This is a genomic window from Streptomyces sp. NPDC023157, from assembly GCF_055560575.1.
Map to the genome: position 1 here is coordinate 378,356 of NZ_JBVHIL010000002.1, position 21,276 is coordinate 399,631.

Consider the following 21,276-nt stretch of genomic DNA (forward strand, 5'->3'; position numbering starts at 1 on the left):
GCATGTCAGACCGCCGGCACCGCGTACGACAGCAGCGACGCGAAGTTCCCCGCGTACGCGTCGTGGGGCGCGTCGCCCTCCAGGCGGAGCAGTGCCTCGTCGTTCTCGCGGAGGGAGGACTCGTCGAGGTTGTGGGAGCCGGTGAAGGTCCACTTGGTGTCGGGGTGGCCCGCGTAGTTGCCTTCGACCAGCAGGTACTTGGAGTGGAGCAGGTAGCCGTCGGCGGTCTTCAGCTGCTTCAGGGTGATGTTGGTGCGGCCCTTGAGCGTGGCGACCTCGTTGCTCTCGGCGTACACGATCTGCACCGAGCAGCCCTGGCCCGCCAGGGAGACGAGCGCGTCGGCGACGGCGTCGCGGTGGAGGGCGAAGGCGGCGACGCGGACGATGGAGCGGTGGGTGGCGGTGCCGACCGTGGTGTTGCCGGTGCACGAGACGTTGTCGAGGACGTCGACGATCACGTCACCGGTCTGCTGCGGGAAGAAGTAGTACTTCTCGGTGCCGACCTTGGCGGTGGTGTAGTAGTTCGCGTTCTTGACGCCCGCGGCCAGGTCGTTGAAGTAGTTCACGTACGCCGTGTAGAGGTCGGTGTTGCCGACGACGGTGTACGCGTTGTTCCAGTACTTCGCCGTGTTCACGGCGGTCTGGTTGGCCGAGGCCTGGATCACCACGTCCTCACCGACCCCCGCGACGGCGCCGACCCGCGAGAACGTGAAGAACTTGTTGTGGTTGATCGGGTTCACGCCGCCGGTGGCGATGCACGCGCCGCCCGCCGTGCAGACGTCGACCCAGGACAGCGCCGTCTTGTCCGTGCCCAGCGCGCCGATGAGGGACTGCGCGGCGGCCGAGTCGCTGTACTTCGCGTCCAGCACGACCCGGACGTTGACGCCCCGCGCCCGCGCGTCGGTCAGGGCGTTCGTGTAGTCCTGGTCGGTCAGCGCGTACAGGGCGGCGCGGATGAGGCGGCCGGACTCGGTGGCCCGGATCGCGCCGATGATGTGGTCCTTGACGGCGTTCTGCTCCGCCACCGTCCCCTTCGGGTTGTTGAAGACCGCTCCGGTGGCGATGGGCGCCGGGTCCACCGCGACGGCGGTGCCGGTGCCGGGCAGGAGCAGCGCGGAGGCGAGCAGGAGGGCCGCGCCTATGCGGCGGTGTACGGCTGTGAAGATCGGAATCACTCCTCTGAAGATGATCGACATCTCGGTGCGCGCCAGCGTAGACGGAGGTGCGAGGAGCGCGAACGGGGGTGCGTGAACGGAGCGTGGCCGGGCGCGCTCCCGCCGGACGGGTGTTAACGCGGCGGAGAACTTTGAAGTGGCATTGGTTTCTAAAGATGCTTTACCAAAGGCGCCCGCCCCGGCGGGGACGGCCTGCGAACGACGAGCGAAAGGCATGTCCGTGAAGCCGATGAGAAGGCGTCCGCGAGCGGCTGTGACCCTCGGAACGGCCCTGGCGGCGGTGACCGTCGCCATGACCCCGGCGACGGCCGGCACCCCACGCGCGGCGGCCGAGCCCGCCGTGAAGCTGGTGTTCGACAGGAACCCGGCCGACCCCACCGACTCCCGGCTGCTCCTCTACCGCAAGGAGTCCACGAAGGGCACCGCGAAGTACCGGCTGGAGGCGCGCTACCGGGCCGGCTCGGGCACGGGCGTCAAGGACGACTGCGTGACCGGCAAGGGCTGGATGCCCACAGGGAACTGGCGCATCAAGCTGAAGTCCCGTACGTACGACGGCCAGTTGGTCAAGGGATACGCCGTCTACCTGGAGGACATGAAGTGCACCACCGGGAAGGGGAAGAAGCGCACCGAGATGTTCATCCACTCGGAGATGAACCGCGACGGAACCCAGGGCGGCACGGAACGGCGCCGCTGGGACGGCGCCTCCGACTACAAGTCGAACGGCTGCGCCAAGCTGCGTCCCGAGCACATCAAGGACCTGTTCGACCGCCTCAAGTCCGGTTGGCCCACCCATCTGCGCGTCATCGCCTGACCGCCTCCGCCGCGCCGGTAGGCTCGCCCCCGGGACGGTTCCTGCGACGGAGGGGGCGCACCGGTGGCAGAGGGAGGGCGACGTGCCCGTCTGCGTGCCGAGATGTCCGCCGACGTGCGCAGGGCGGCGCGAGACGTGATCGTGGGGAGCGGGGTCGAGTCGCTGACCCTCACCGAGGTCGCCCGCCGGGTGGGTGTCACCCCGGCGGCGCTCTACCACCACTTCGAGCGCGGCCTGCCGGACATCGTCGCCCAGGTCGCGGACGACATCGTCGACGACCTGGTCGCCGAGCTGACCAAGGCCGCCGACGCCTGTCCGCGCGACAACCACGGGATGCGGATGATCGCTCCCAGCCGTGTCCTGCGGTCCTGGGCCATCGCCCGGCGCCGCGAGTTCTGGTTCCTGTTCGGCACCCCCGCCCGCGCCGCCGGTGACGCGCACGCCGCGCTCACCACGCGCTGGGTGCGCAGGCTGGCCGGGGTCTGGGGCCCCGCCTTCGTGGAGCTGTGGGCGGCCCACCGCTATCCGGTGCCCGCCGCCGACCGCTTGGACCCGCGCCTGCTGCGCCAGATGCGGGACTACATCGAGGACACGGGCGTCGGTCTCCCGCCGGAGGCGGCGGCGGTGATGCTCGGCTGCTGGCGCTCCCTCTACGGGCAGGTCGCCCTGGAGGCCTTCGGGCACTTCGAGCCGCTGTTCGGCGACCAGGAGCCGATGTTCGAGCTGCTCATGCGCGACATCATGGGCAACCTCGGGCTGAGCCACCAGTACGAGCCGCCGGCCCCGGCGTAGCGCCGCCGCGCGCCCCCTCTTCCCTTCTTCTCTCCTCTTTCTCTTCCTCTTCGTTCCTCCATCCTGCTCGAAATAAGGATCTGTCATGCTCAAGTCCCTGCGCCTGGCCGTCGGCCTCGCGGCCGCCGCCCTGATCGGCGGCACACTCGCCGCCCCGGAGACCGCCGGTGCGGCCGTCCCCCTGGATCCCTGGTCGTGCACGCCCGGCGCCTTCTGCGTCTACTCCGGCCCCGACGGCACGGGCAAGGCCTGCGGTTGGCAGGTCGACGACCCCGACTGGCGTCAGGGCAGCACCATCTGCACCTGGTCGAAGGACACCCGGGTGCGGTCGGCCCGTAACCGGGGCAGCAGCGGCAAGCCCGTGTCCGCCTTCACCCGGGTGAACCACGCGGGGACGAAGGCGTTCTGTCTCGCCTCCGGCCGCAAGATCAACCTGGCCGGCTCAGGTACGTTCCTGGCGAGCCACACCTGGAAGTGCTGACCGCCGACAGCGGTCTAGCGCGGCATCTCGTACGCCCCCGACAGCGCCTCCACGCGCTGCCACACCCGGCCCGTACGGGCCTCGTCGCCGACCGGGCGGCGCACGGCGCCCAGCGCCCACTCCTGCTGCTGCCCGGTCGCCGACTCCTTGCCGTGCAGCTCGACGGCGTGGGCGGAGAAGTCCCGTACGAGGACGGCGAACAGCTCGTCGAGGACGTCCTCGTCGAGGGCGGTCAGGGCGCTCTGCTCCAGGACCAGCTGGCCGTGGACGACGAGCGCGAAGAGCTGGCCGACGGCGAGGAGCAGGTCGAGGTCGCGGCTCTGCGCCTCGTCGGGGGCGGCCGTGGTGACGAACTCGCAGAGCGCGTCGGCCTGTTCGCGGAAGCGGGCGACGTTGGGGAGGTGCGCGTACGCGTCGTAGGCGGCGCGCCAGTCGTGGAAGCGCACCGAGCCCAGGCCGCGGGCCGGGCCCTGGCGGAAGAGGAAGGTGTCGTCGGCGGCGTCGAGGCGGGTCGGGACGGGCTCGTACGCGACCGGGTCGAGCAGGTGGTTGCGCATGAACTTGAGGATCAGGGCCAGGTTGACGTGGACCGTGCCCTCCAGCTTGGGCAGGCCGCGGATCTCGACGGCCGCCTGGGCGAAGTAGGTGTCCTTCTCGAAGCCCTTGGCGGCGATGACGTCCCACAGGAGGTCGATGACCTTCTCGCCCTCCGTGGTCACCTTCATCTTCGTCATCGGGTTGAAGAGGAGGTAGCGGCGGTCGTCGGGGCCGGCGGAGCGGAAGTAGTCGACGGCGCGGTCGCTGAACAGCTTCATGCCGACCAGGCGGACGTACGCGTCGGTCAGCTCGCGCCGCACGTGCGGGAAGGCGGTGACGGGGCGGCCGTAGAGGACGCGGTTCTGCGCGTGGGTGACGGCCTCGTACATCGCGTGCTCGCAGATGCCGATGGAGGCGGTGCACAGGTTGAACTTGCCGACGTTGACGGTGTTGAGGGCGGCGTCGAAGGCGGCGCGGCCCGTGTGCAGGACGTCCTCGGCGGTGACCGGATAGTCCTCCAGGCGGAACTCGCTGACGAACTTCGAGGAGTCGACGACGTTCTTGACCAGCTGGTACGCGGGGTGGCGGCTGTCGGCGGCGAAGAAGACGTAGCCGTCGGGGCCCTCGATGTCGGTGCGGCGGCCGAAGACGGAGACGAGTCCGGCGGCGTTGCCGTTGCCGATGTAGTACTTGGAGCCGGTGGCCCGGAAGCCGCCCTGGCCGTCGGGCTCCAGGAGCATGTCGGTGGAGTAGATGTCCGCGCCGTGCGTCTTCTCGGAGAGGCCGAAGGCGAACACCTCGCCCTGCGCCAGCAGTTCGGCCGCGCGGGCGCGGGCGGCGGCGTTGTCGCTCTGCCAGACCGGGCCGAGGCCGAGGATGGTGACCTGCCAGGCGTACCAGTAGTCCAGGCCGTAGAAGCCGAGGATCTCGTTGAGGGCGGCGATCCGGGCCGTGTCCCAGCGCTTGTCCCGCTCCCCCTCCGCGGCGGCGGACGGGGTGAGGAAGGTCGCGAACAGGTTCTCCTTGGCGGCGAAGGCGAGGAAGTCGCCGAGCCAGGCCCGCGTCCGGTAGTCCTCGATCAGACGGCGCTTGCCGCGCTCCTCGAACCAGTCGACGGTGGCCCGCAGCAGGCGTCGGGTCTCCGGGTCGAAGTGCGCGGGGTCGTAGGTGCGCGGGTTGAACAGCAGCGGGTCGGCCATGGTGGGGACGCCTTTCGGCTGGAGGGGTCGGAGAGAGGGGTGCAGGGGGCGGGTCAGCGCTCCGGGCCGAACCGCGCGAGCGTGGCGAGGACGTCGTCGAGCCAGCCGAGCATCATCCGCTCGTACGCGATGCCGCCGCGCAGCACGGCGTGCTGGAGCTCCCGCTCGGCCTCGGTCGTGCCGGTCGTGCCGGTCGCCCCGGCCGCGCGCGCGTCGGCGCCGGTGAAGTCCCGCTCCTCGCCCACGAGATACCGGGCGAGCCGTTCCTCGTGCGCCGCCCGGTGCCGCCGCGCCTCGGTGACGAGGGCGGCCGGGTCGTCGAAGGCGGCGCCGCGGATCTTGACGGCGAGGTCGTGCCGGACGCTCTCGGGCTCGGTCGGCTCACGCAGCCACGAGGAGAGCGCGGCCCGTCCGAGATCGGCGACCGAGTACTCCCGCTTGTCCGGCCGCCCCTGCTGCGGCACGTCCCGGGCCGCGACCCAGCCGTCGTTCTCCATGCGCTTGAGCACGCGGTAGATCTGCTGGTGGGTGGCGGTCCAGAAGTATCCGATGGACCGCTCGAAACGCCGGGCCAGCTCGTAGCCGGAGCCCGGCTTCTCCAGCAGGGAGACGAGGATCGCGTGTTCGAGCGCCATGAGCGCGATCTTGCTATGCAACTGGTTGCATAGCAAGATCCACGGGGCCGGTGAGACGCGGCTCACGGGGCTCCGGCTCCGAGGAGTCGGGCGCCGCCGAGGAGCTTCGCGTACTCCTCACCGCCACGACGGCGTCGCCCTGAGGCTCCCCGACGTCACACCCCCTCCGGGATCCCCTCCTCGAACCGCAGGTACCGCTCGACCGAGCGCTCCAGGACCTCGTTGCCGCCGGAGGGGACGACGCGCTGCCACCAGCCGCCGTAGATGCGGTCGAAGCGGTACTCGGCGAGGAGGTCGGCGGCGGCGCGGACGGCGTGGGGGCGTTCGGGGATGTGGTTGGCGTAGCTGTACATGACGGTGACCCAGCGGGGGTCCGGGCACACGTGGACGACGTCACCGGTGAAGAGGGCGCCGTCGCCGGCGGACCAGTGGAGGACGGCGCTGCCGGGGAAGTGGATGCCCGGGTTGATCAAAACGAGGTCGTCGGCCAGCTCGTGGGTGCGGCCGCTCCAGAAGTGGAGGGCGGGGTCGGGGCGGCCGACCCACTGGCGGTCGGCCTCGTGGAGGTAGACGGGGGCGTCGAACGCGTGGGCCCAGTCGACCATGGCGGAGTAGAAGTGGGGGTGGCTGACGGCGATCTTGGAGATGCCGCCGAGGGCGTGGACCCGCTCGATGATCTCGTCGTCCAGGTGGGGGACGCAGTCCCAGAGGACGTTCCCGGAGTCGGTGCGCAGGAGCAGGGCGCGCTGGCCGATGGCGAAGGCGGGGGTGGTGCCGATGCCCAGGACGCCGGGGCCCTCCTCCTCGAAGCGGCCCCGGTGGCCGTCGGCGCTCAGGGCGGCGCGGGAGGTCCACTGCTGGCCGTCGGCCCCGACGTACTGGCGCTCGTCGAGACAGACGGGGCAGTCCTGGCGCGGTGCGCCGTACTGGGTGCCGCAGGCGCGGCAGATGGGCAGCGTGGTGGCGTCGGTGTCAGGCACGGGTGTCTCGTCTCCGGTTCGGGCACGTATGTCTTCGGTTTCAGGCACGGGTGCCTGCGGTGTCAGGCACGGGTGTCTGCGGTGTCAGGCACGGGTGTCTGCGGATTCAGGCACGGATGTTCCCGGTCAGGTCGGTGAGGGGGTTCGGCCGGTTCGGCTGCCAGCCGAGCTCGTCGACGGCGCGGCGGCCGGAGACGACCTGGTCCAGGGCCAGGGCCTCGGCGAACGGCGTGCCCAGGGTCTGTCCGGCCGTTTCCCGGGCCCAGGGTTCGGCGCGTCCGGGGCCGCCGGCGGCGAGGTCGGCCGCGGCGGCGAGCGCGGCCACCGGGACGGCCTCGTGGGCGACGCCGTGGAGCAGGGTGCCCTCCTCGGCCCGGGTGAGGGCGAGGACGTACAGGGCGGCGAGGTCGTCGACGTGCACCATGGGCCAGCGGGTGTCGACCGGGCCGACGTAGCGGCCGGTGCCGTGCTCCCGGGCCCAGTCCGTCATCAGTCCGGGTATGCCGCCGCCGTGGCCGTAGACGATGCCGGGCCGGATCACCACGCTCCGCACGTCGTCGTCGGCCGCGTCGAGGACCTGCCGTTCGATGCGCGGGCGGTAGACGACGATGCCGAGGGGTGCGGTGGGGGTGTCCTCGTCGGCGGGTGTGTCGCCGGTGGCGCCGAGCACCCAGACCCCGCTGGTGTAGACGAACGCCCGGCCGGTGCCGCGCAGCCGGTGGAGCAGGCCGTCTACGGCGGCGGTGTCCACGGACTCGTCGCCGGTGGGTGCCGCGATGTGCAGGACGGCGTCGATCTCGTCCGTGACCGCCGCGCGCAGGGACGCGGGGTCGGCCAGGTCGCCGACCCGGGCGGGGACACCGGGGGCGACCCGGCCGGCGCCCTTGACCAGCCGGATCACCTCGTGTCCGGCGTGCGCCAGCCGCTCGACGACGGCGGAACCGATGTAGCCGGTGGCGCCCAGGACGAGGACCCTCACGGCGCTTCCCTTCGCTCGCGTACGGTCTCCGACCGCCGCTGGGGATGCGCGCCGCGACCGTGCGTAACGAGGTTAGGACCGGGGGCCGTCGGGGCCTTGTTCGCGCGCGCACGTTCCCTTGACGCTGCGCGCACGCCAGCGCTGGACGGCCTGGCCACGGAAGTCCGTGGGGCTCGTGCCGTAGGCCGCGCGGAAGGCCCGGCTGAACACGGGGGCGTTGGGGTAGCCCCAGCGGGCGGCGATGGCGTGGACGGGGTGGCCGAGGAGTTCGGGGCGGGCCAGGTCGGCGCGGCAGCGTTCGAGCCGGCGGCGCCGGATGGTGGCGGCGACGGTCTCGTCCTGGCCGGCGAAGAGCTGGTGGAGCCGGCGCACGGAGATGTGGTGGTGGGCCGCGATGGTGTGCGGGGTCAGTTCCGTGTCGCCGAGGTTGTGGTCGATGAAGGCGTCGATCCGCGCGAGGAGCGCCTCGGCGCGGGCCTCGCCGGGGAGTTGGTCGCAGAGGTCGAGGCGGGTGGCCAGACAGGCGGAGAAGAGGTCGATGGTGATCTGGTCGAGGCGGCTGCGCTCGTGGGGCGCGCAGTCGCTTCCGTGGGCGGTGAGCGTCCGCAGGAAGCCGGCCAGGACGGCGCCCATGCCGCTGTCCCCGGTGAAGGTGCGGGCGAGCAGCCGGTCGACTCGTTCGGGGCGCAACGGCAGGGCCTGTTTGGGTACTTGGAGCACGATCGCGCTGATCGGTTCGGTGCCCTCGGTGGTGCCCGACTCGAAGGGGCGGGAGCTGTCCCACAGCACCATCTCGCCGACGGACTGGGTGGTTTCGCTGCGCTGCTGGGAGAACCAGGTGGCGCCGCGGGTCAGGAGGGCCAGGTGGTACTGGTCGGGGTCGCTCTGCCGGATGTGCGCGGGTGTCCGGCGCGAGCGCAGGGGGGTGTACGAGTAGGTCGACACCTGCACGCGGCCCAGGTCCAGTACGGCCGCGTCCCCTTGGAAGGTGCCGCCGCGTTCGCGCCTGATCGCTATCGGTGCCAGTTCACGCGTGACGAGATCGGAGAACCACTCGAACCGGTCCCCGGCCGGTACGGCCGCGGAGCTCATCGTCACCCACATCTCGAACACCCCCTTGTTTCCCGTTCCTTGTCCTGCGCGTTCGACTCCACGCTAGGTCACGGGCGGGCCGCTCCCTAGCGTGCGACGAAGTGGATCCGGTCCGGGGAGAAACGGCCGAGGGAAGGCCGGAGGGAAAGCCGGAGGGAAGGCCGGCAGGGAAGCCTGAAGGAGGGACTGCGGGGAAAGGCGCCCGAGGGGGACAGCCGGGCCCGGGGGCCCGGCCTCGGGGCGTTGTCAGGCCTGTACGACCGGCGTGCCGGTCAGCTCCACGCCCGCGAGCCGCATCTCGTCCAGGGCGCGGGCGGTGCTGTCGTGGGCGACGCCCGTCGTGTGGTCGAGCAGGACGCGCACGCCGAAGCCGTCGCGCAGTCCGCCGAGGGCGGTCGCCTTCACACAGTGGTCGGTGGTGAGGCCCACCACGTCCACGCTGTCGACGCCCTGGGCGCGCAGCCAGTCGCCGAGGGCCTCGCCGTCGGCGGTCAGGCCCTCGAATCCGCTCTTCGAGGCGGAGTGGGCGCCCTTGAAGAAGACCTCGTCGACCGCGCCGGAGGTCACGACGGGCTCGAAGTCCGGGTGGAATTCGGCGCCTTCGCTGCCGGCGAGGCAGTGCTCGGGGAAGGAGTTCTCGAAGTCGGGGTTTTCGGAGAAGTGGTCGCCGGGGTCGATGTGGTGGTCGCGGGTGGCGACGACCCGCGCGTAGCCGTCGCCGGCCCGCTGCTTGACGAGGTCCCGGATGGCGCGGGCCTGTTCGGCGCCGCCCTTGACGGGGACCTTCCCTCCTTCACAGAAGTCCTTCTGTACATCGACGACGATCAGCGCTCGGCCCGGCATCGGACCTCCTCGGTTCTTTGGGTGCTCAGCTGGTTTCGGTGGGGGGTGTGCGGCTCAGCCGCCGAGCAGGTCCAGCAGCTCGATGTCCTCCAGGTCGATGCCGGGTACGTCCACGTCAGGGGTGAGCGTGGGGGCGATGCCCGCGACAGCGAGGGTGGTGAGGAAACGTACGGTGAGATTCACGACCGGTAAACGATCTTTGTACCGTTTCGGTCACGACTCAGGGTGAACGATCTGGAGGAGATTCCCACAGGTGTCGTCGAGCACCGCGATCGTCACCGGCCCCACCGCCACCGGCTCCTGGGTGAACCGCACGCCGAGCGCCCGCAGCCGCTCGTACTCGGCCGGCACGTCGTCCACGGCGAACGCGGCGGCCGGGATGCCGTCCTCCTTGAGGGCCCGCTTGTACGGCCCGACGGCCCGGTGGCGGTCCGGCTCCAGGAGCAGTTCGGTGCCGTCGGGGTCCTCGGGCGAGACGACGGTCAGCCAGCGGTCCTCGCCGACGGGGACCTCCGTCTTCTTCACGAAGCCCAGCACCTCGGTGTAGAAGCGCAGGGCCTTGTCCTGGTCGTCGACGAAGACACTGGTCAGGTGGATCCGCATGGGTGCTCTCCGGTGTGTGCGGGAGGGTGTCGGTGGGTCATCTGTCTATCAATCGGGCGGCCCGGGAGCCGGGGACGCGGCCGGTGGGAGCACTGTGGTGGAGTCGAGAAGGCGTCGTCACCGAATCGTGAAGGTCGCGCGGGATGCTCGGTGCAGTCGAGCGCACGACGCGCTTTCTCACCTCGGGGGCAGAACACCATGAGCACGATCCGCAGAGCCACCCTCGTCGCCGCCGCCGTCTCCGCCGCGCTCGTCCTGACGGCCTGCGGGCCTTCCGGGGACGACGCCGCGGGTGCGCGCCCGACGACGTCCACGGCGCCCGCGACCCCCACGACGACCGGGGCGCCCACGGCGAGCGGGGCGCCGACGGCCAGCGCCGCGCCGACGAAGACGGCGGCTCCCGCCAAGACCGCCGCGCCGACGGCGAAGCCCGCGAAGCCGAAGCCGACGACCGACCCGGACTACGACGTCTTCCCGTGCAGCACGTTCGACGTGACGTTCTCGGCGAGCCTGGCCGAGCCGACGACCGGCAGCTACCTGCTGAAGATCACCAACAAGACCGCCAAGCCGTGCCGGGTCCTCGGCCACCCGGTCGTGACCTTCGGGACCCTGGACGGGGCGGCCGTGCGGCGGGGCACGGCCCCGTCCCTGGAGGAATCGATCCGCCTGGAGCCCGGCATGTCCGCGTACGCGGGTCTCATGGGCGGTCCGCACGTGGGCAAGGGTTCGACGGTCGGCTCGATCGCGATGACCATGGAGACGGATTCCGACCTGACGCAGAAGCCCCTCAAAGCCTCGACGCCCGGCCTGTACGTCTCCCCCGACAAGAACTCGGTGACGGCCTGGATGGACAACTCCGAGGACGCGCTCACCCTGTAGGCACCCGGCGCCGGGCCGTCAGCGCACGCCCCTCGTACGGAACTGGACGCTGACGCGGGGGCCGACGGCGCGGGTCGTCTTGGGGACCGCGTGTTCCCAGGTCCGCTGGCAGGAGCCGCCCATCACCACGAGGTCGCCGTGGCCGAGGGGCAGCCGGAGCGCCGTCGGGCCGCCGCCGCGCGGGCGCAGCGCGAGGTCGCGGGGGTCTCCCAGGGAGAGGATCGCGACCATCGTGTCGTGGGTGGCGGAGCGGCCGGTGCGGTCGCCGTGCCAGGCGACGCTGTCGCGTCCGTCGCGGTAGAGGCAGAGGCCGGCGGTGACGAAGGGTTCGCCGAGTTCGGACGCGTAGTGGGCGCCGAGGCCGTCGCGGGCCTCGACGAGGACCGGGTGCGGGAGCTCGGCGCCCTCGCGGTAGTACGCGAGGAGCCGGGGCACGGCGACGACGTGGTCGTACATGGCCCGCTCCTCAGCCTGCCACGGCACGCGCCCGGCGAGCTCCTCGAAGAGCGCGTCGGCGCCGTGGAGCCAGCCGGGCAGGTGGTCGATCCAGGCCCCGTCGCCGAGCACGGTCCGCCGGAGGCCGTCGAGCGGGCCGAGCCCGATGACGTCGCCCTGGTCGAAGAGGGATCCCTGGAGGCCGGTCATGGGTCAAGGATAGACCAGTAATCGAATGTATGAACGAATCGGGTGGTCAGCCGGTCAGGTGACGGTAGACGCGCGGGTTCGCCGCCAGGAACTCCGCGAAGGACTGGGGCGGGTGTCCGGTCAGGGTGCGGACGGCGTCCGAGACCGTGTCCATCTCGCCGGTGGCGACCGCCTCGTACGAGGTGACCCAGCCCTCCACCTCCCAGTCGGGCGCCCCGTAGCCGGCCCGGGAGGCGAGGGCCTCGTCGCGGGTCTCGGGGACGTAGCGGACAGGGCGGCCGGCGGCCCGGGCCAGGGTCGCGGCGATCTCGGCGAAGGAGAGCGCCTCGGGGCCGGTCATGTCGTAAGTGGCGCTGTCGTGGGCGTCCCCGCCGAGGAGCACCGCCGTGGCCGCGTCGGCGATGTCGTCGTGCGTGACGGCGGCGACCCGGCCGTCGTCGGCGGGGCCCCGCAGGATGCCGTCGGCCCCGGTCATCGCGGCGAGGTCGGCCTGGTAGGCGCTGTCGCGCAGGAAGGTGTGACGGACGCCGGTGGAGAGGATGTGCTGCTCGGTGTACCAGTGGTCGCGGGCGTACGTGAAGGTGGCGTGCGGCGCGGCGCCGAGGTACGAGAGGTAGACCACCCGGCGTACCCCGGCGGCGACGGCCGCGTCCACGGCGGTGGCGTGGGTCCTGACCCGGCCGGGCCCCTCGTGGGCGGAGACGAGGAACAGGGTGGCCGCGCCGGCGAGCGCCGCGCGCATCGCGCCGGCGTCGTCGTACGAGGCCGTCCGGGTGTCGGCGACCGGCAGCGCCGCCAGCTTCTCCGGGTCGCGCCCGAGCGCCCGCACCGGGGCGCCCGCCTCGGCGAGGCGCCGGGTCAGGCGCCGGCCGATCCGTCCGGTCGCTCCGGTGACCGCGATGAGTTCCGTCATGTCGTGCCTTTCGCCGTGCCGGTGCCGGGTCGGGTGCCGCCCTCCCCATTCGACCCCGGCCGCGGCGGCGCCGCACGCCTTACGCGCGCCCGGCCGTCATGTCCATCAGCCGGGCCAGGACCCGGCCGCCGGAGGCGCTGACGCCGTCGTGCTCCCATTCGTTGGTGACCCAGGCGCGGGCGGCGCCGATCGCGCGGACCGTGGCGAGCGAGATGCCGGCGTCCACGTACATGTCGTCGTGGTAGACCACGGCGGCCAGCGGGATCTCGTTGGCGGCGAGCCGGGCGAGGTCGTAGAGCGGGGGCCAGTCGGTGCGCCGGGCGAGCAGTTCGGCGGCCTCGGCGAACGGGCGCAGGCCGCGGATCTCCTCGAACATCCAGGGGTGGATGGACTCCCCGGTGAGGAGCAGCGGCTTCGCGTCCTCGGCGAACTCGGGGAGGCCGGCGAGCGCCCGGTCGGCCGCCCAGGCGGTGGGCCCGGCGCCCTGGGCGTAGATCGACTCGTGCAGGACCGCGAAGAGCGGGTTGTCGGTGAAGCCGGTGAGGGCCTCGACCTGGTGGAGGAACGTGTCGGTGAGGCCGCCGTCGCCGGTGTCGTCGAGGGCCTCGTCGAGCAGCCAGTGGAGCCGTTCGAAGCCGTCGCCCATGCCGAGGGCGAGGCCGAGGCTGCGCAGTCGCGGGACGGTGAGGCGGTCGCCGCCGGGCAGCCGCACGTCGGTGGCGGTGAGGAGGCCGGCGATCTCGCGGAGCCGGTCGGCGTCCTCGGGGTAGCGGGCGTACAGGTCGAGGACGCGGTCGCGCACGCGCGGGGAGGTGTGGGCGTAGACGTCGTGGGCGGTGGCGGTGAGACCGGGCAGGCCGCCGGTGACGTGACAGGAGCGCAGGCCCTGGGGTGCGAGGGAGAGGTACGTGAGGGTGATGAAGCCGCCGTAGCTCTGGCCGAGCGTGTCCCAGGGGGTGTCGCCGCAGAGGTGGCGGCGGATCAGTTCGGCGTCGCGGACGATGGCGTCGGCGCGGAAGTGGGCGAGGTACCCGGCGAGTTGCTCCGGGGAGGCGGTGCGGGCGGCGGTGCGGGCGGTGACGGGGGTGGAGCGGCCGGTGCCGCGCTGGTCGAGCAGGAGGACGCGGTGGGTCTTCAGCGCCTGGTCGAGCCAGCCGGGCGAACCGAAGGTCGGGCGGGGCGACTTGCCGCCGGGTCCGCCCTGGAGGTAGAGCAGCCAGGGCAGCGGCTCGGCGGCCCGTGCGGGATCGACGACCTCGCGGGCGAAGACCTGGAGGGTGGGGCCGTCGGGGGCATCGTGGTCGAGCGGGACCTCGAAGACGTGGTCGGTGGTCGCGTACGCGGGGTGCATGGGTTCCTTTCCCGTGGCGGGGGACGTGGCGGGCGACCGGTTCACAGGGCCCGTGCGGGCGCCAGGGTGTAGGTGCGGGAGGACGTGTAGAACCCGAGGGCGGCCTCGCCCTGTTCGCGCGGGCCGAAGCTGGAGGCCTTGGAGCCGCCGAAGGGCAGGTGGAAGTCGACGCCCGTGGAGGGGGCGTTGATCCGGACCATGCCGGTGTCGAGTTGGTCCAGGCCGTGCAGGGCCGCGCCCAGGTCGGCGGTGTGGACGGAGGAGACGAGGCCGTAGCGGGCCGCGTTGCTGAGGCGTACGGCGTGGTCGAGGTCGCTCGCCGTGAGCAGGGCGGCGATGGGGCCGAAGACCTCCTCGCGGAGCAGCCGGTGGCCGGGGGCGACCTTCTCGACGAGGGTCGGGGCCGCGTACCAGCCGGGGGCGTCGGGCACGCTGCCGCCGGCGAGGACGGGCAGGTCGCGCCAGGAGGCGGTGACGGCGGCCCGGGCGGACTCGTCGATGAGCGGGCCGCACACGGTGCCTTCGGCGGCCGGGTCGCCGACGGGGACGGCCCGCAGCGCCTCGGTGAGCGCCTCGCGGAGCGGCCCGAGGGCGGTGCCGACGGCGATGACCCGGCTGGTGGCGGTGCACTTCTGGCCCGCGTAGCCGGCGATGGCGGCCGCGATGTGGGCGGCTGCGAGCCCGAAGTCGGCGTCGGGGAGGACGATCGCCGCGTTCAGTCCGCCCATCTCGGCCTGGACGGGGATGCCGCGGGCGGTGGCGCTGCGGACGACGGAGCGGCCCACGCCGGACGAGCCGGTGAAGGAGACGACGTCGGCGGCGGAGACGAGTGCGCCGCCCTCGGTGGAGCCGCCCGGGACGACGGTGAACACACCGGCGGGCAGGGCCTTTTCGATGATCTCGGCGAGCCGCTGGGCGCAGGCGGTGGCCTGGGGCGCGGGCTTGAGGACGACGGCGTTGCCGGCCGCGAGGGCGGGGGCCGCCTTCCAGGTGGGGATGGCGAAGGGGAAGTTCCAGGGGGTGATGAGTCCGGCCACGCCGTGCGGGCGGCGGCGGGTCAGCAGCAGGCCGGGGCCGGCGGCCGTGTCGTGGACGGCGCCGGTGGGCGCGTAGGGGGCCTGGGCGTAGTAGCGCCAGATCGCGGCGGTGCGGGCGACCTCGGCCCGCGCCTCGGCGAGCGGCTTGCCGACCTCGCGTACGGCGAGTTCGGCGAGTTCCGCGGCGGCGGCCTCGACGGCGTCGGCGATCGCGCCCAGGGCGGCGGAGCGGGCGGCGGCTCCGGCGTGCTGCCAGGCGGTCTGGGCGGTGCGGGCCCGCTCGACGGCGTCGGCGGCGGCGAAGGCGCCGGGGGCCGGGAGGTGGAGGAGGACGTCGGCCGGGTCGGCCGGGTTGCGGGAGATGACGGTCATGCGGCGAACCTTCCGGGGGGAGCGAGCGGGGCGGGCCCGCTCGTGTTCAGGACGTTCAGGGGCTTGCGCAGTACAATTTCACATTACTATGTTACGGGTCACATTCCAGCCGCCCACGGCTGTCCGCCTTCTCCACCCGGAGTGACCCCTGATGGACAAGCACACCCGAAACGCCCTCGCCGCCGCCCTGCTGGCGGCCCTCACCCTCGGTGTGACCGGATGCTCCGGCGCGGGCGGAGGCGGGACCGCGGGGAGCGGACACCGCGGCGCCAACCCCGCGACCGGCACCAACGGCCAGATCGTGGGCGGTACGCCGGTCAAGGGCGGCACCCTGACCGTGCTGTCCAACCAGGACTTCACGCACCTCGACCCGGCCCGCAACTGGGTCATGCCCGACATGGACTTCGGCACCCGGCTGCTCTACCGCACCCTCGTCACCTACAAGGCGGAGCCCGGCGCCAAGGGCAGCGAGCTGGTCCCCGACCTCGCCGAGGACCTCGGCACGCCCTCCAACGGGGCCAAGACCTGGACCTTCCGCCTCAAGCCCGGCCTGACGTACGAGGACGGCACCCCGATCACCTCCCAGGACATCAAGCACAACGTCGAGCGGTCCTTCTCCCCCGACCTGCCCGGCGGCCCCGACTACGCCGCCCGCTACCTCGTCGGCGGCAAGGACTACCGGGGCCCGGCCGAGGGCAAGCACCTGGACTCGGTGAAGACCCCGGACGCCCGCACGATCGTCTTCGAACTCCACAAGCCCTTCGCCGAGTTCCCCTTCGCCGCCACCCTCCCGACCTTCGCGCCCGTGCCGCAGGTTCAGGACAAGGGCCCCCAGTACGACAACCGCCCGTTCTCCTCCGGCCCGTACAAGGTCGAGAGCTACGCCCGCGACAAGCAGCTCGTGCTGGTCCGCAACACCCACTGGGACCCGAAGTCCGACGCCGTCCGCAAGGCCTACCCGGACCGGATCGTCGTCACCATGGGCCTCAAGGGCAACCAGATCGACGACCGGCTGGTCGCCTCCTCCGGCGCCGACGCCTCCGCCGTCTCCTGGGCCCAGCTCCGCCCCGAGTCCATCTCCAAGGTGCTCACCAAGGCCGACGTGAAGGCCCGGCTGCTCGCCGAGTCCAGCAGCTGCACCGAGATGGTCCAGATGCACACCGGCCGCGCCCCCTTCAACGATGTGAAGGTCCGCCAGGCCGTGCAGTACGCGCTCGACCGGGAGGCGATCGTCACCGCCGCCGGCGGCCCGGCCGTCGTCGACGCCTCCTCCGCCGCCATGCCCGCCTCCCTGTTCACCGGCGGCAAGCAGCCCGACACCCTGAAGATCCCGCTCTCCGGCGACGCAGAGAAGGCCAAGCAGCTCCTCAAGGAGGCCGGGAAGCCGGACGGCTTCTCCACCCGCCTCACCGTCAACATGAACGACAAGCGCATCGGCGAGGCCATCCAGGAGTCCCTGGGCCGGGCCGGCATCAAGGTGACCATCGAGACCGTCGACCCGTCGGCCTTCTACGACACCATCGGCGACACCAAGAACCGCACGGACCTCATCTACACCGGCTGGTGTCCCGACTACCCGTCCGGCTCCACCTTCCTCCCGTTCCTCTTCGACGGGCGCTTCATCAAGGAGAAGGGCAACTCCGGCAACCACTCGCTCTTCAAGGACGAGGCCACCATGAAGCGGATGGACGAGATCGCCGCCCTGTCCGACGGCGCCCAGGCCAACAAGGCGTGGCAGGAGCTCGACGGGCAGATCCTCGCCAAGGCCCCGGTCGCCCCCGGCGCCTCGAAGCGCCGCACGCTGCTCATCGGCACCAACGTCGCCGGCGCCTTCGGACACAGCTCCTGGAGCGGCCAGCTCGACTACGCGACCGTCGGTCTCAAGGATCCGTCGAAGAGCGCGAACTGAAGGACGCCCCTCCCATGACGCTCACCACCACCTCCCCTCCGGTGTCCGGGGGCGGCGGGGCCTGGCGGACGGTCCGCGCGGAACTGCGCCGCCGAATCTCGCTGAAGGTCTCCCTCGCCGTCATCGGCCTCTTCGCCCTCATGACCGTCGCCGCGCCGCTGATCAGCGCGCTCGGCGGCTGGGGCCCGGAGGAGTTCGACAAGTCCGCCGTCGACCCGTACCTCGGCGGCATGCCGATCGGGCCGTTCGGCGGGGTCTCCGCCGAGCACTGGCTCGGCGTCGAACCCATCAACGGACGCGACCTGTTCGCCCGGGTCGTGCACGGCGCCCAGGTGTCGCTGCTCATCGCCTTCTCCGCCACCGCGATCGTCGTGGTGGCGGGCACCGCCGCCGGGATCGCCGCCGGCTACTTCGGGGGCCGCACCGACACGGTGCTGTCCCGGCTGATGGACCTCACGATGTCCTTCCCCTCCCTCATCTTCATGATCGCGATGATGTCGGTGGCCCGGGACGTCAACCGCACCTTCCTGATGATCCTGGTCATCGGCGTCTTCGGCTGGCCCGGCGTGGCCCGGGTCGTCCGGGGCCAGACCCTCTCGCTCAAGCACCGCGAGTACGTCGACGCGGCCCGCGTCGGCGGCTCCGGCCCGCTGCGGATCCTCGCCCGCGACATCCTCCCGGGCGTCGCCGGGCCCATCATCGCGTACACCACCCTGATGATCCCCGGCATGATCGCGACCGAGGCCGCCCTCAGCTACCTCGGCGTCGGGGTCCGCCCGCCGACCCCGTCCTGGGGACAGATGATCGCGGAGAGCGTCGCCTACTACGACACCGACCCGATGTACTTCCTCGTTCCCAGCGTCTGCCTCTTCCTCACCGTGCTCGCGTTCACCCTCCTCGGCGACGCCCTGCGCGACATCCTCGACCCACGAGGGGGCCGTTCGTGATCCTCTACCTCGGCCGCCGGCTGCTCGGGGTGATCGGCGTCCTCCTCGCGATCGCCGCCGTCACCTTCGTCATCTTCTACGTGCTGCCCTCCGACCCGGCCGCCGCGGCCTGCGGCAAGGCGTGCAGCGACGAACGGCTGGACGCGATCCGCGCCCACATGGGCCTGGACGCCCCGCTGTGGCGCCAGTTCGCCGACTTCGTCACCGGCATCTTCACCGGCCGCACCATGGGCAGCGGCCAGTACGCGCTGCGCTGCGAGTTCCCCTGCCTCGGCTACTCCTACGAGAACAGCGAGGCCGTCTGGGACCTGCTCGTCGACCGGCTGCCGGTCTCCGCCTCGCTCGCCGTCGGCGCCGCCGTGCTGTGGCTGGTCCTCGGCCTGTCCGCCGGGGTCACGTCCGCGCTCCGCAAGGACACCCTCACCGACCGGGCGCTCATGATCAGCGCGGTCGCCGCCGCCTCCCTGCCGGTGTACTTCACCTCGGTGCTGCTCATCTACGGGATGATCCGGCTCACCGGACTGCTGCCCTACCCGCAGTACGTCCCCTTCACCAGCGACCCGCTGTCCTGGGCCTCCAACCTGCTGCTGCCCTGGCTGGCGCTGGCCGTGCTCTACGCGGCCATGTACGCCCGGCAGAGCCGCGGTTCGATGATCGAGTCCATGGCGGAGCCGTACATCCGCACCGCCCGCGCGAAGGGCCTGCCGCGCCGCACGGTCGTCGTCAAGCACGGCCTCCGGGCCGGCATGACCCCCATCCTCACCATCTTCGGCATGGACCTCGGCGGGCTCCTCGCGGGCGCCGTCATCACCGAGTCCCTCTTCGGACTCCCCGGCATCGGACGCCTCTTCTACGGTGCCCTCACCACCGGCGACCAGCCCGTCATCCTCGGGGTGACCCTGCTCGCCGCCACCTTCATCGTCGTCGCCAACCTCTGCGTCGACCTGCTCTACGCCGTCGTCGACCCGCGAGTGAGGTACTGATGACCGCACCCGAACCCCTGCTGCGGGTCCGCGACCTCACGGTCACCTTCCCGACCCCGCGCGGCCCCGTCCGGGCCGTGGACTCCCTCTCCTTCGACGTGCCGCACGGGCGCACCCTCGGCATCGTCGGCGAGTCCGGCTCCGGCAAGTCCGTGACCTCGCTCGCCGTCATGGGCCTGCACACCGGCGCCGAGGTGTCCGGCTCCGTCGTGCTCGACGGGCGCGAGCTCGTCGGCCTGCCGGACCGCGAGCTCAACACGCTGCGCGGGCGCCGGATGGCGATGATCTTCCAGGACCCGCTGTCCAGCCTGCACCCGTACTACACCGTCGGCGAGCAGATCGCCGAGCACCACCGGGTGCACTTCGGCTCCCGGCGGTCCACCGCCCGCGCCCGCGCCGTCGAGGCGCTCGCCGAGGTCGGCATCCCCGAACCGAAGCGCCGGGTGGGCGAGTACCCGCACCAGTTCTCCGGCGGCATGCGCCAGCGGGTGATGATCGCGATGGCCCTGGTCTGCGAACCGGACCTGCTCATCGCCGACGAGCCGACCACCGCGCTCGACGTCACCGTGCAGGCGCAGATCCTCGACCTGCTGACCCGGCTCCAGGAGGAACGCCGGCTCTCCGTCGTCATGATCACCCACGATCTGGGCGTGGTGGCCCGGGTCGCCCACGAGGTGCTGGTGATGTACGGCGGCCGGGCCGCCGAACAGGCCCCGGTGGACACCCTGTTCGCCGAGCCCGCGCACCCGTACACCCGCGGCCTGCTCGACTCGCTGCCCCGGCTCGACGACCCCGACGACGTACCGCTGCGGGCGATCCCCGGCAGCCCGCCGTCGCTCCTCGACCCGGCGCCCGGCTGCGCCTTCGCCGCGCGCTGCGCCCGGGCCGCCGCCGGCACCGACGCGGAACGGGAGCGCTGCGCGAGCGAGCGCCCCCGGCTCGACGGTCCCGAAGGACACGTCACCGCCTGCCACTTCCCCGCGCTCCCCGCGTCCCCTGCGTCCCCGGCGCTGTCGGCGCCCGCGCCTTCCCCGTACGAAGGGGTCGACTCATGACCACCGCCCACACGGCCCTGCCGCACCCGGCGCCCGCGCCCGACGACGCCGCGCCCCCGCTGCTGCGGGTGCGCGATCTGACCATGGCCTTCCCGGGACGCCGCCGTTCGGCGCCGGTGCGGGCCGTCGACGGCGTCGGCTTCGACCTGGCCGAGGGCGAGACCCTGGGCCTGGTCGGCGAGTCCGGCTGCGGCAAGTCGACCACCGGCCGCATGATCGTGCGGCTCCTGGAACCGACCTCGGGCTCCGTCACGTACGCGGGCCAGGACGTCACCCATCTCTCGCAGCGGGCGCTCAAGCCGCTGCGGCGCGAGATCCAGATGGTCTTCCAGGACCCGCACTCCTCGCTCAACCCTCGCCAGTCGGTGGCCAGGATCATCGCCGATCCCCTGCTGGTGCAGGGCAGTTCGGCGGCGGACGCCCGCATCCGGGCGCGGGAGCTGATGGAGCTCGTGGGGCTGATCCCCGAGCACGCCGACCGCTTCCCGCACGAGTTCTCCGGCGGGCAGGCCCAGCGCATCGGCATCGCCCGCGCCCTCGCGACCGGCCCCCGGCTGGTCGTCGCCGACGAGCCGGTGTCGGCGCTCGACGTCTCCGTGCAGGCGCAGATCGTCAACCTGATGGAACGGCTCCAGGCCGAACTGGGCCTCGCCTACCTCTTCATCGCCCACGACCTGTCGGTGGTGAAACGGGTCTGCGACCGGGTCGCCGTGATGTACCTCGGGCGGATCGTCGAGATCGGCGACAAGGACCGGGTGTACGGGGCGCCCGCCCACCCCTACACGCGGGCGCTGCTCTCGGCCGTACCGCTGCCGGATCCGGCGGCCGAACGGAGCCGGGAGCGGATCACCCTGCTCGGCGACCCGCCGAGCCCGGCCGCGCCGCCGCCGGGCTGCACCTTCCACCCTCGCTGCCCGAAGGCGCAGGCCGTCTGCAAGGCGGAGGCTCCCCCGCTGCGGAGCATCGCGGCGGGCGAGCCGAGGGAGGTGGCCTGCCACTTCCCGGAGACCGTCTGACCGGGCCGGGCGACGGAGCCGCCGGCCGGGCCTCGCGGTCCG

General features: G+C 72.3%; 22 protein-coding genes. 9 read left to right on the forward strand and 13 right to left on the reverse strand.

Going from position 1 to position 21,276, the window contains the following annotated elements:
* Positions 1–5 precede the first annotated feature (5 nt).
* Positions 6–1,196, reverse strand: coding sequence for a phospholipase D-like domain-containing protein (locus ACZ3ZE_RS07340; RefSeq protein ID WP_361170468.1), 1,191 nt, complete (start codon positions 1,194–1,196; stop codon positions 6–8).
* 232 nt (positions 1,197–1,428) lie between these two features.
* Between ACZ3ZE_RS07340 and ACZ3ZE_RS07345 the strand changes: the two genes are divergently transcribed.
* The 3 genes from ACZ3ZE_RS07345 (at position 1,429) to ACZ3ZE_RS07355 (ending at position 3,259) form a co-directional block, all read left to right on the forward strand.
* The gene (locus ACZ3ZE_RS07345) at positions 1,429–1,986 is read left to right on the forward strand and encodes a L,D-transpeptidase family protein (RefSeq protein WP_467257858.1); all 558 of its coding nucleotides are present in this window, start codon (positions 1,429–1,431) and stop codon (positions 1,984–1,986) included.
* Positions 1,987–2,088: 102 nt separating this feature from the next.
* A complete protein-coding gene (locus tag ACZ3ZE_RS07350; protein ID WP_467257861.1) occupies positions 2,089–2,778 on the forward strand; it encodes a TetR/AcrR family transcriptional regulator in 690 nt (229 codons plus the stop codon).
* Positions 2,779–2,863: 85 nt separating this feature from the next.
* A complete protein-coding gene (locus ACZ3ZE_RS07355; RefSeq protein ID WP_361170459.1) occupies positions 2,864–3,259 on the forward strand; it encodes a peptidase inhibitor family I36 protein in 396 nt (131 codons plus the stop codon).
* Between the two features lie 14 nt (positions 3,260–3,273).
* Here ACZ3ZE_RS07355 and ACZ3ZE_RS07360 read toward each other — a convergent pair whose 3' ends face one another.
* From ACZ3ZE_RS07360 to ACZ3ZE_RS07395, 8 genes are all read right to left on the reverse strand, one after another.
* Entirely contained in the window at positions 3,274–4,995 is a 1,722-nt protein-coding gene (locus ACZ3ZE_RS07360) for an acyl-CoA dehydrogenase family protein (protein ID WP_467257864.1), read from the reverse strand.
* Between the two features lie 53 nt (positions 4,996–5,048).
* Entirely contained in the window at positions 5,049–5,630 is a 582-nt protein-coding gene (locus tag ACZ3ZE_RS07365; protein WP_442305221.1) for a PadR family transcriptional regulator, read from the reverse strand.
* 155 nt (positions 5,631–5,785) lie between these two features.
* Positions 5,786–6,610 (reverse strand): MBL fold metallo-hydrolase, encoded by an 825-nt coding sequence (locus tag ACZ3ZE_RS07370; protein ID WP_467257867.1) that lies wholly within the window; start codon positions 6,608–6,610, stop codon positions 5,786–5,788.
* Between the two features lie 106 nt (positions 6,611–6,716).
* The gene (locus tag ACZ3ZE_RS07375) at positions 6,717–7,589 is read right to left on the reverse strand and encodes an NAD-dependent epimerase/dehydratase family protein (RefSeq protein ID WP_467257870.1); all 873 of its coding nucleotides are present in this window, start codon (positions 7,587–7,589) and stop codon (positions 6,717–6,719) included.
* A gap of 72 nt (positions 7,590–7,661) precedes the next feature.
* Entirely contained in the window at positions 7,662–8,693 is a 1,032-nt protein-coding gene (locus tag ACZ3ZE_RS07380; RefSeq protein ID WP_467258541.1) for an AraC-like ligand-binding domain-containing protein, read from the reverse strand.
* Between the two features lie 234 nt (positions 8,694–8,927).
* Complete coding sequence (locus ACZ3ZE_RS07385) at positions 8,928–9,524, reverse strand: isochorismatase family protein (protein WP_361170444.1); 597 nt, start codon at positions 9,522–9,524, stop codon at positions 8,928–8,930.
* A 54-nt stretch (positions 9,525–9,578) separates the two neighbouring features.
* Positions 9,579–9,707, reverse strand: coding sequence for a hypothetical protein (locus ACZ3ZE_RS07390; protein WP_361170441.1), 129 nt, complete (start codon positions 9,705–9,707; stop codon positions 9,579–9,581).
* Between the two features lie 30 nt (positions 9,708–9,737).
* Positions 9,738–10,127 (reverse strand): VOC family protein, encoded by a 390-nt coding sequence (locus ACZ3ZE_RS07395; RefSeq protein ID WP_361170438.1) that lies wholly within the window; start codon positions 10,125–10,127, stop codon positions 9,738–9,740.
* Between the two features lie 198 nt (positions 10,128–10,325).
* Here ACZ3ZE_RS07395 and ACZ3ZE_RS07400 point away from each other — a divergent pair, with 198 nt between their 5' ends.
* On the forward strand, positions 10,326–11,006 hold the full coding sequence (locus tag ACZ3ZE_RS07400) for a DUF4232 domain-containing protein (RefSeq protein WP_467257873.1): 681 nt from the start codon (positions 10,326–10,328) through the stop codon (positions 11,004–11,006).
* 18 nt (positions 11,007–11,024) lie between these two features.
* On the opposite strand, the gene ACZ3ZE_RS07405 is transcribed toward ACZ3ZE_RS07400, so the two are convergent.
* The 4 genes from ACZ3ZE_RS07405 to ACZ3ZE_RS07420 form a co-directional block, all read right to left on the reverse strand.
* A complete protein-coding gene (locus ACZ3ZE_RS07405) occupies positions 11,025–11,651 on the reverse strand; it encodes an alpha-ketoglutarate-dependent dioxygenase AlkB (RefSeq protein ID WP_361170432.1) in 627 nt (208 codons plus the stop codon).
* A 46-nt stretch (positions 11,652–11,697) separates the two neighbouring features.
* A complete protein-coding gene (locus ACZ3ZE_RS07410; RefSeq protein WP_467257876.1) occupies positions 11,698–12,564 on the reverse strand; it encodes an NmrA family NAD(P)-binding protein in 867 nt (288 codons plus the stop codon).
* 79 nt (positions 12,565–12,643) lie between these two features.
* Positions 12,644–13,915 carry an alpha/beta fold hydrolase gene (locus ACZ3ZE_RS07415; protein ID WP_467257879.1) on the reverse strand — a complete coding sequence of 424 codons (1,272 nt, stop codon included), beginning with the start codon at positions 13,913–13,915 and terminating at the stop codon, positions 12,644–12,646.
* 41 nt (positions 13,916–13,956) lie between these two features.
* Positions 13,957–15,324, reverse strand: coding sequence for an aldehyde dehydrogenase family protein (locus tag ACZ3ZE_RS07420; RefSeq protein WP_361170423.1), 1,368 nt, complete (start codon positions 15,322–15,324; stop codon positions 13,957–13,959).
* A 151-nt stretch (positions 15,325–15,475) separates the two neighbouring features.
* Between ACZ3ZE_RS07420 and ACZ3ZE_RS07425 the strand changes: the two genes are divergently transcribed.
* Genes ACZ3ZE_RS07425 through ACZ3ZE_RS07445 form a run of 5 tightly spaced genes read left to right on the forward strand, consistent with a single transcriptional unit; the run spans position 15,476 to position 21,234 of the window.
* Positions 15,476–17,233, forward strand: a complete 1,758-nt coding sequence (locus tag ACZ3ZE_RS07425) for an ABC transporter substrate-binding protein (protein WP_361170420.1) — start codon at positions 15,476–15,478, stop codon at positions 17,231–17,233.
* A 14-nt stretch (positions 17,234–17,247) separates the two neighbouring features.
* On the forward strand, positions 17,248–18,180 hold the full coding sequence (locus tag ACZ3ZE_RS07430) for an ABC transporter permease (protein WP_361170417.1): 933 nt from the start codon (positions 17,248–17,250) through the stop codon (positions 18,178–18,180).
* Entirely contained in the window at positions 18,177–19,163 is a 987-nt protein-coding gene (locus tag ACZ3ZE_RS07435) for an ABC transporter permease (RefSeq protein ID WP_361624365.1), read from the forward strand. The genes ACZ3ZE_RS07430 and ACZ3ZE_RS07435 overlap by 4 nt, the downstream gene beginning before the upstream one ends.
* A complete protein-coding gene (locus ACZ3ZE_RS07440) occupies positions 19,163–20,218 on the forward strand; it encodes an ABC transporter ATP-binding protein (protein ID WP_467257882.1) in 1,056 nt (351 codons plus the stop codon). The genes ACZ3ZE_RS07435 and ACZ3ZE_RS07440 overlap by 1 nt, the downstream gene beginning before the upstream one ends.
* Positions 20,215–21,234: an ABC transporter ATP-binding protein gene (locus tag ACZ3ZE_RS07445; protein ID WP_361624371.1), complete on the forward strand. Its 1,020-nt coding sequence runs from the start codon at positions 20,215–20,217 to the stop codon at positions 21,232–21,234. Before ACZ3ZE_RS07440 ends, ACZ3ZE_RS07445 begins: the two co-directional genes overlap by 4 nt.
* Positions 21,235–21,276: the final 42 nt, after the last annotated feature.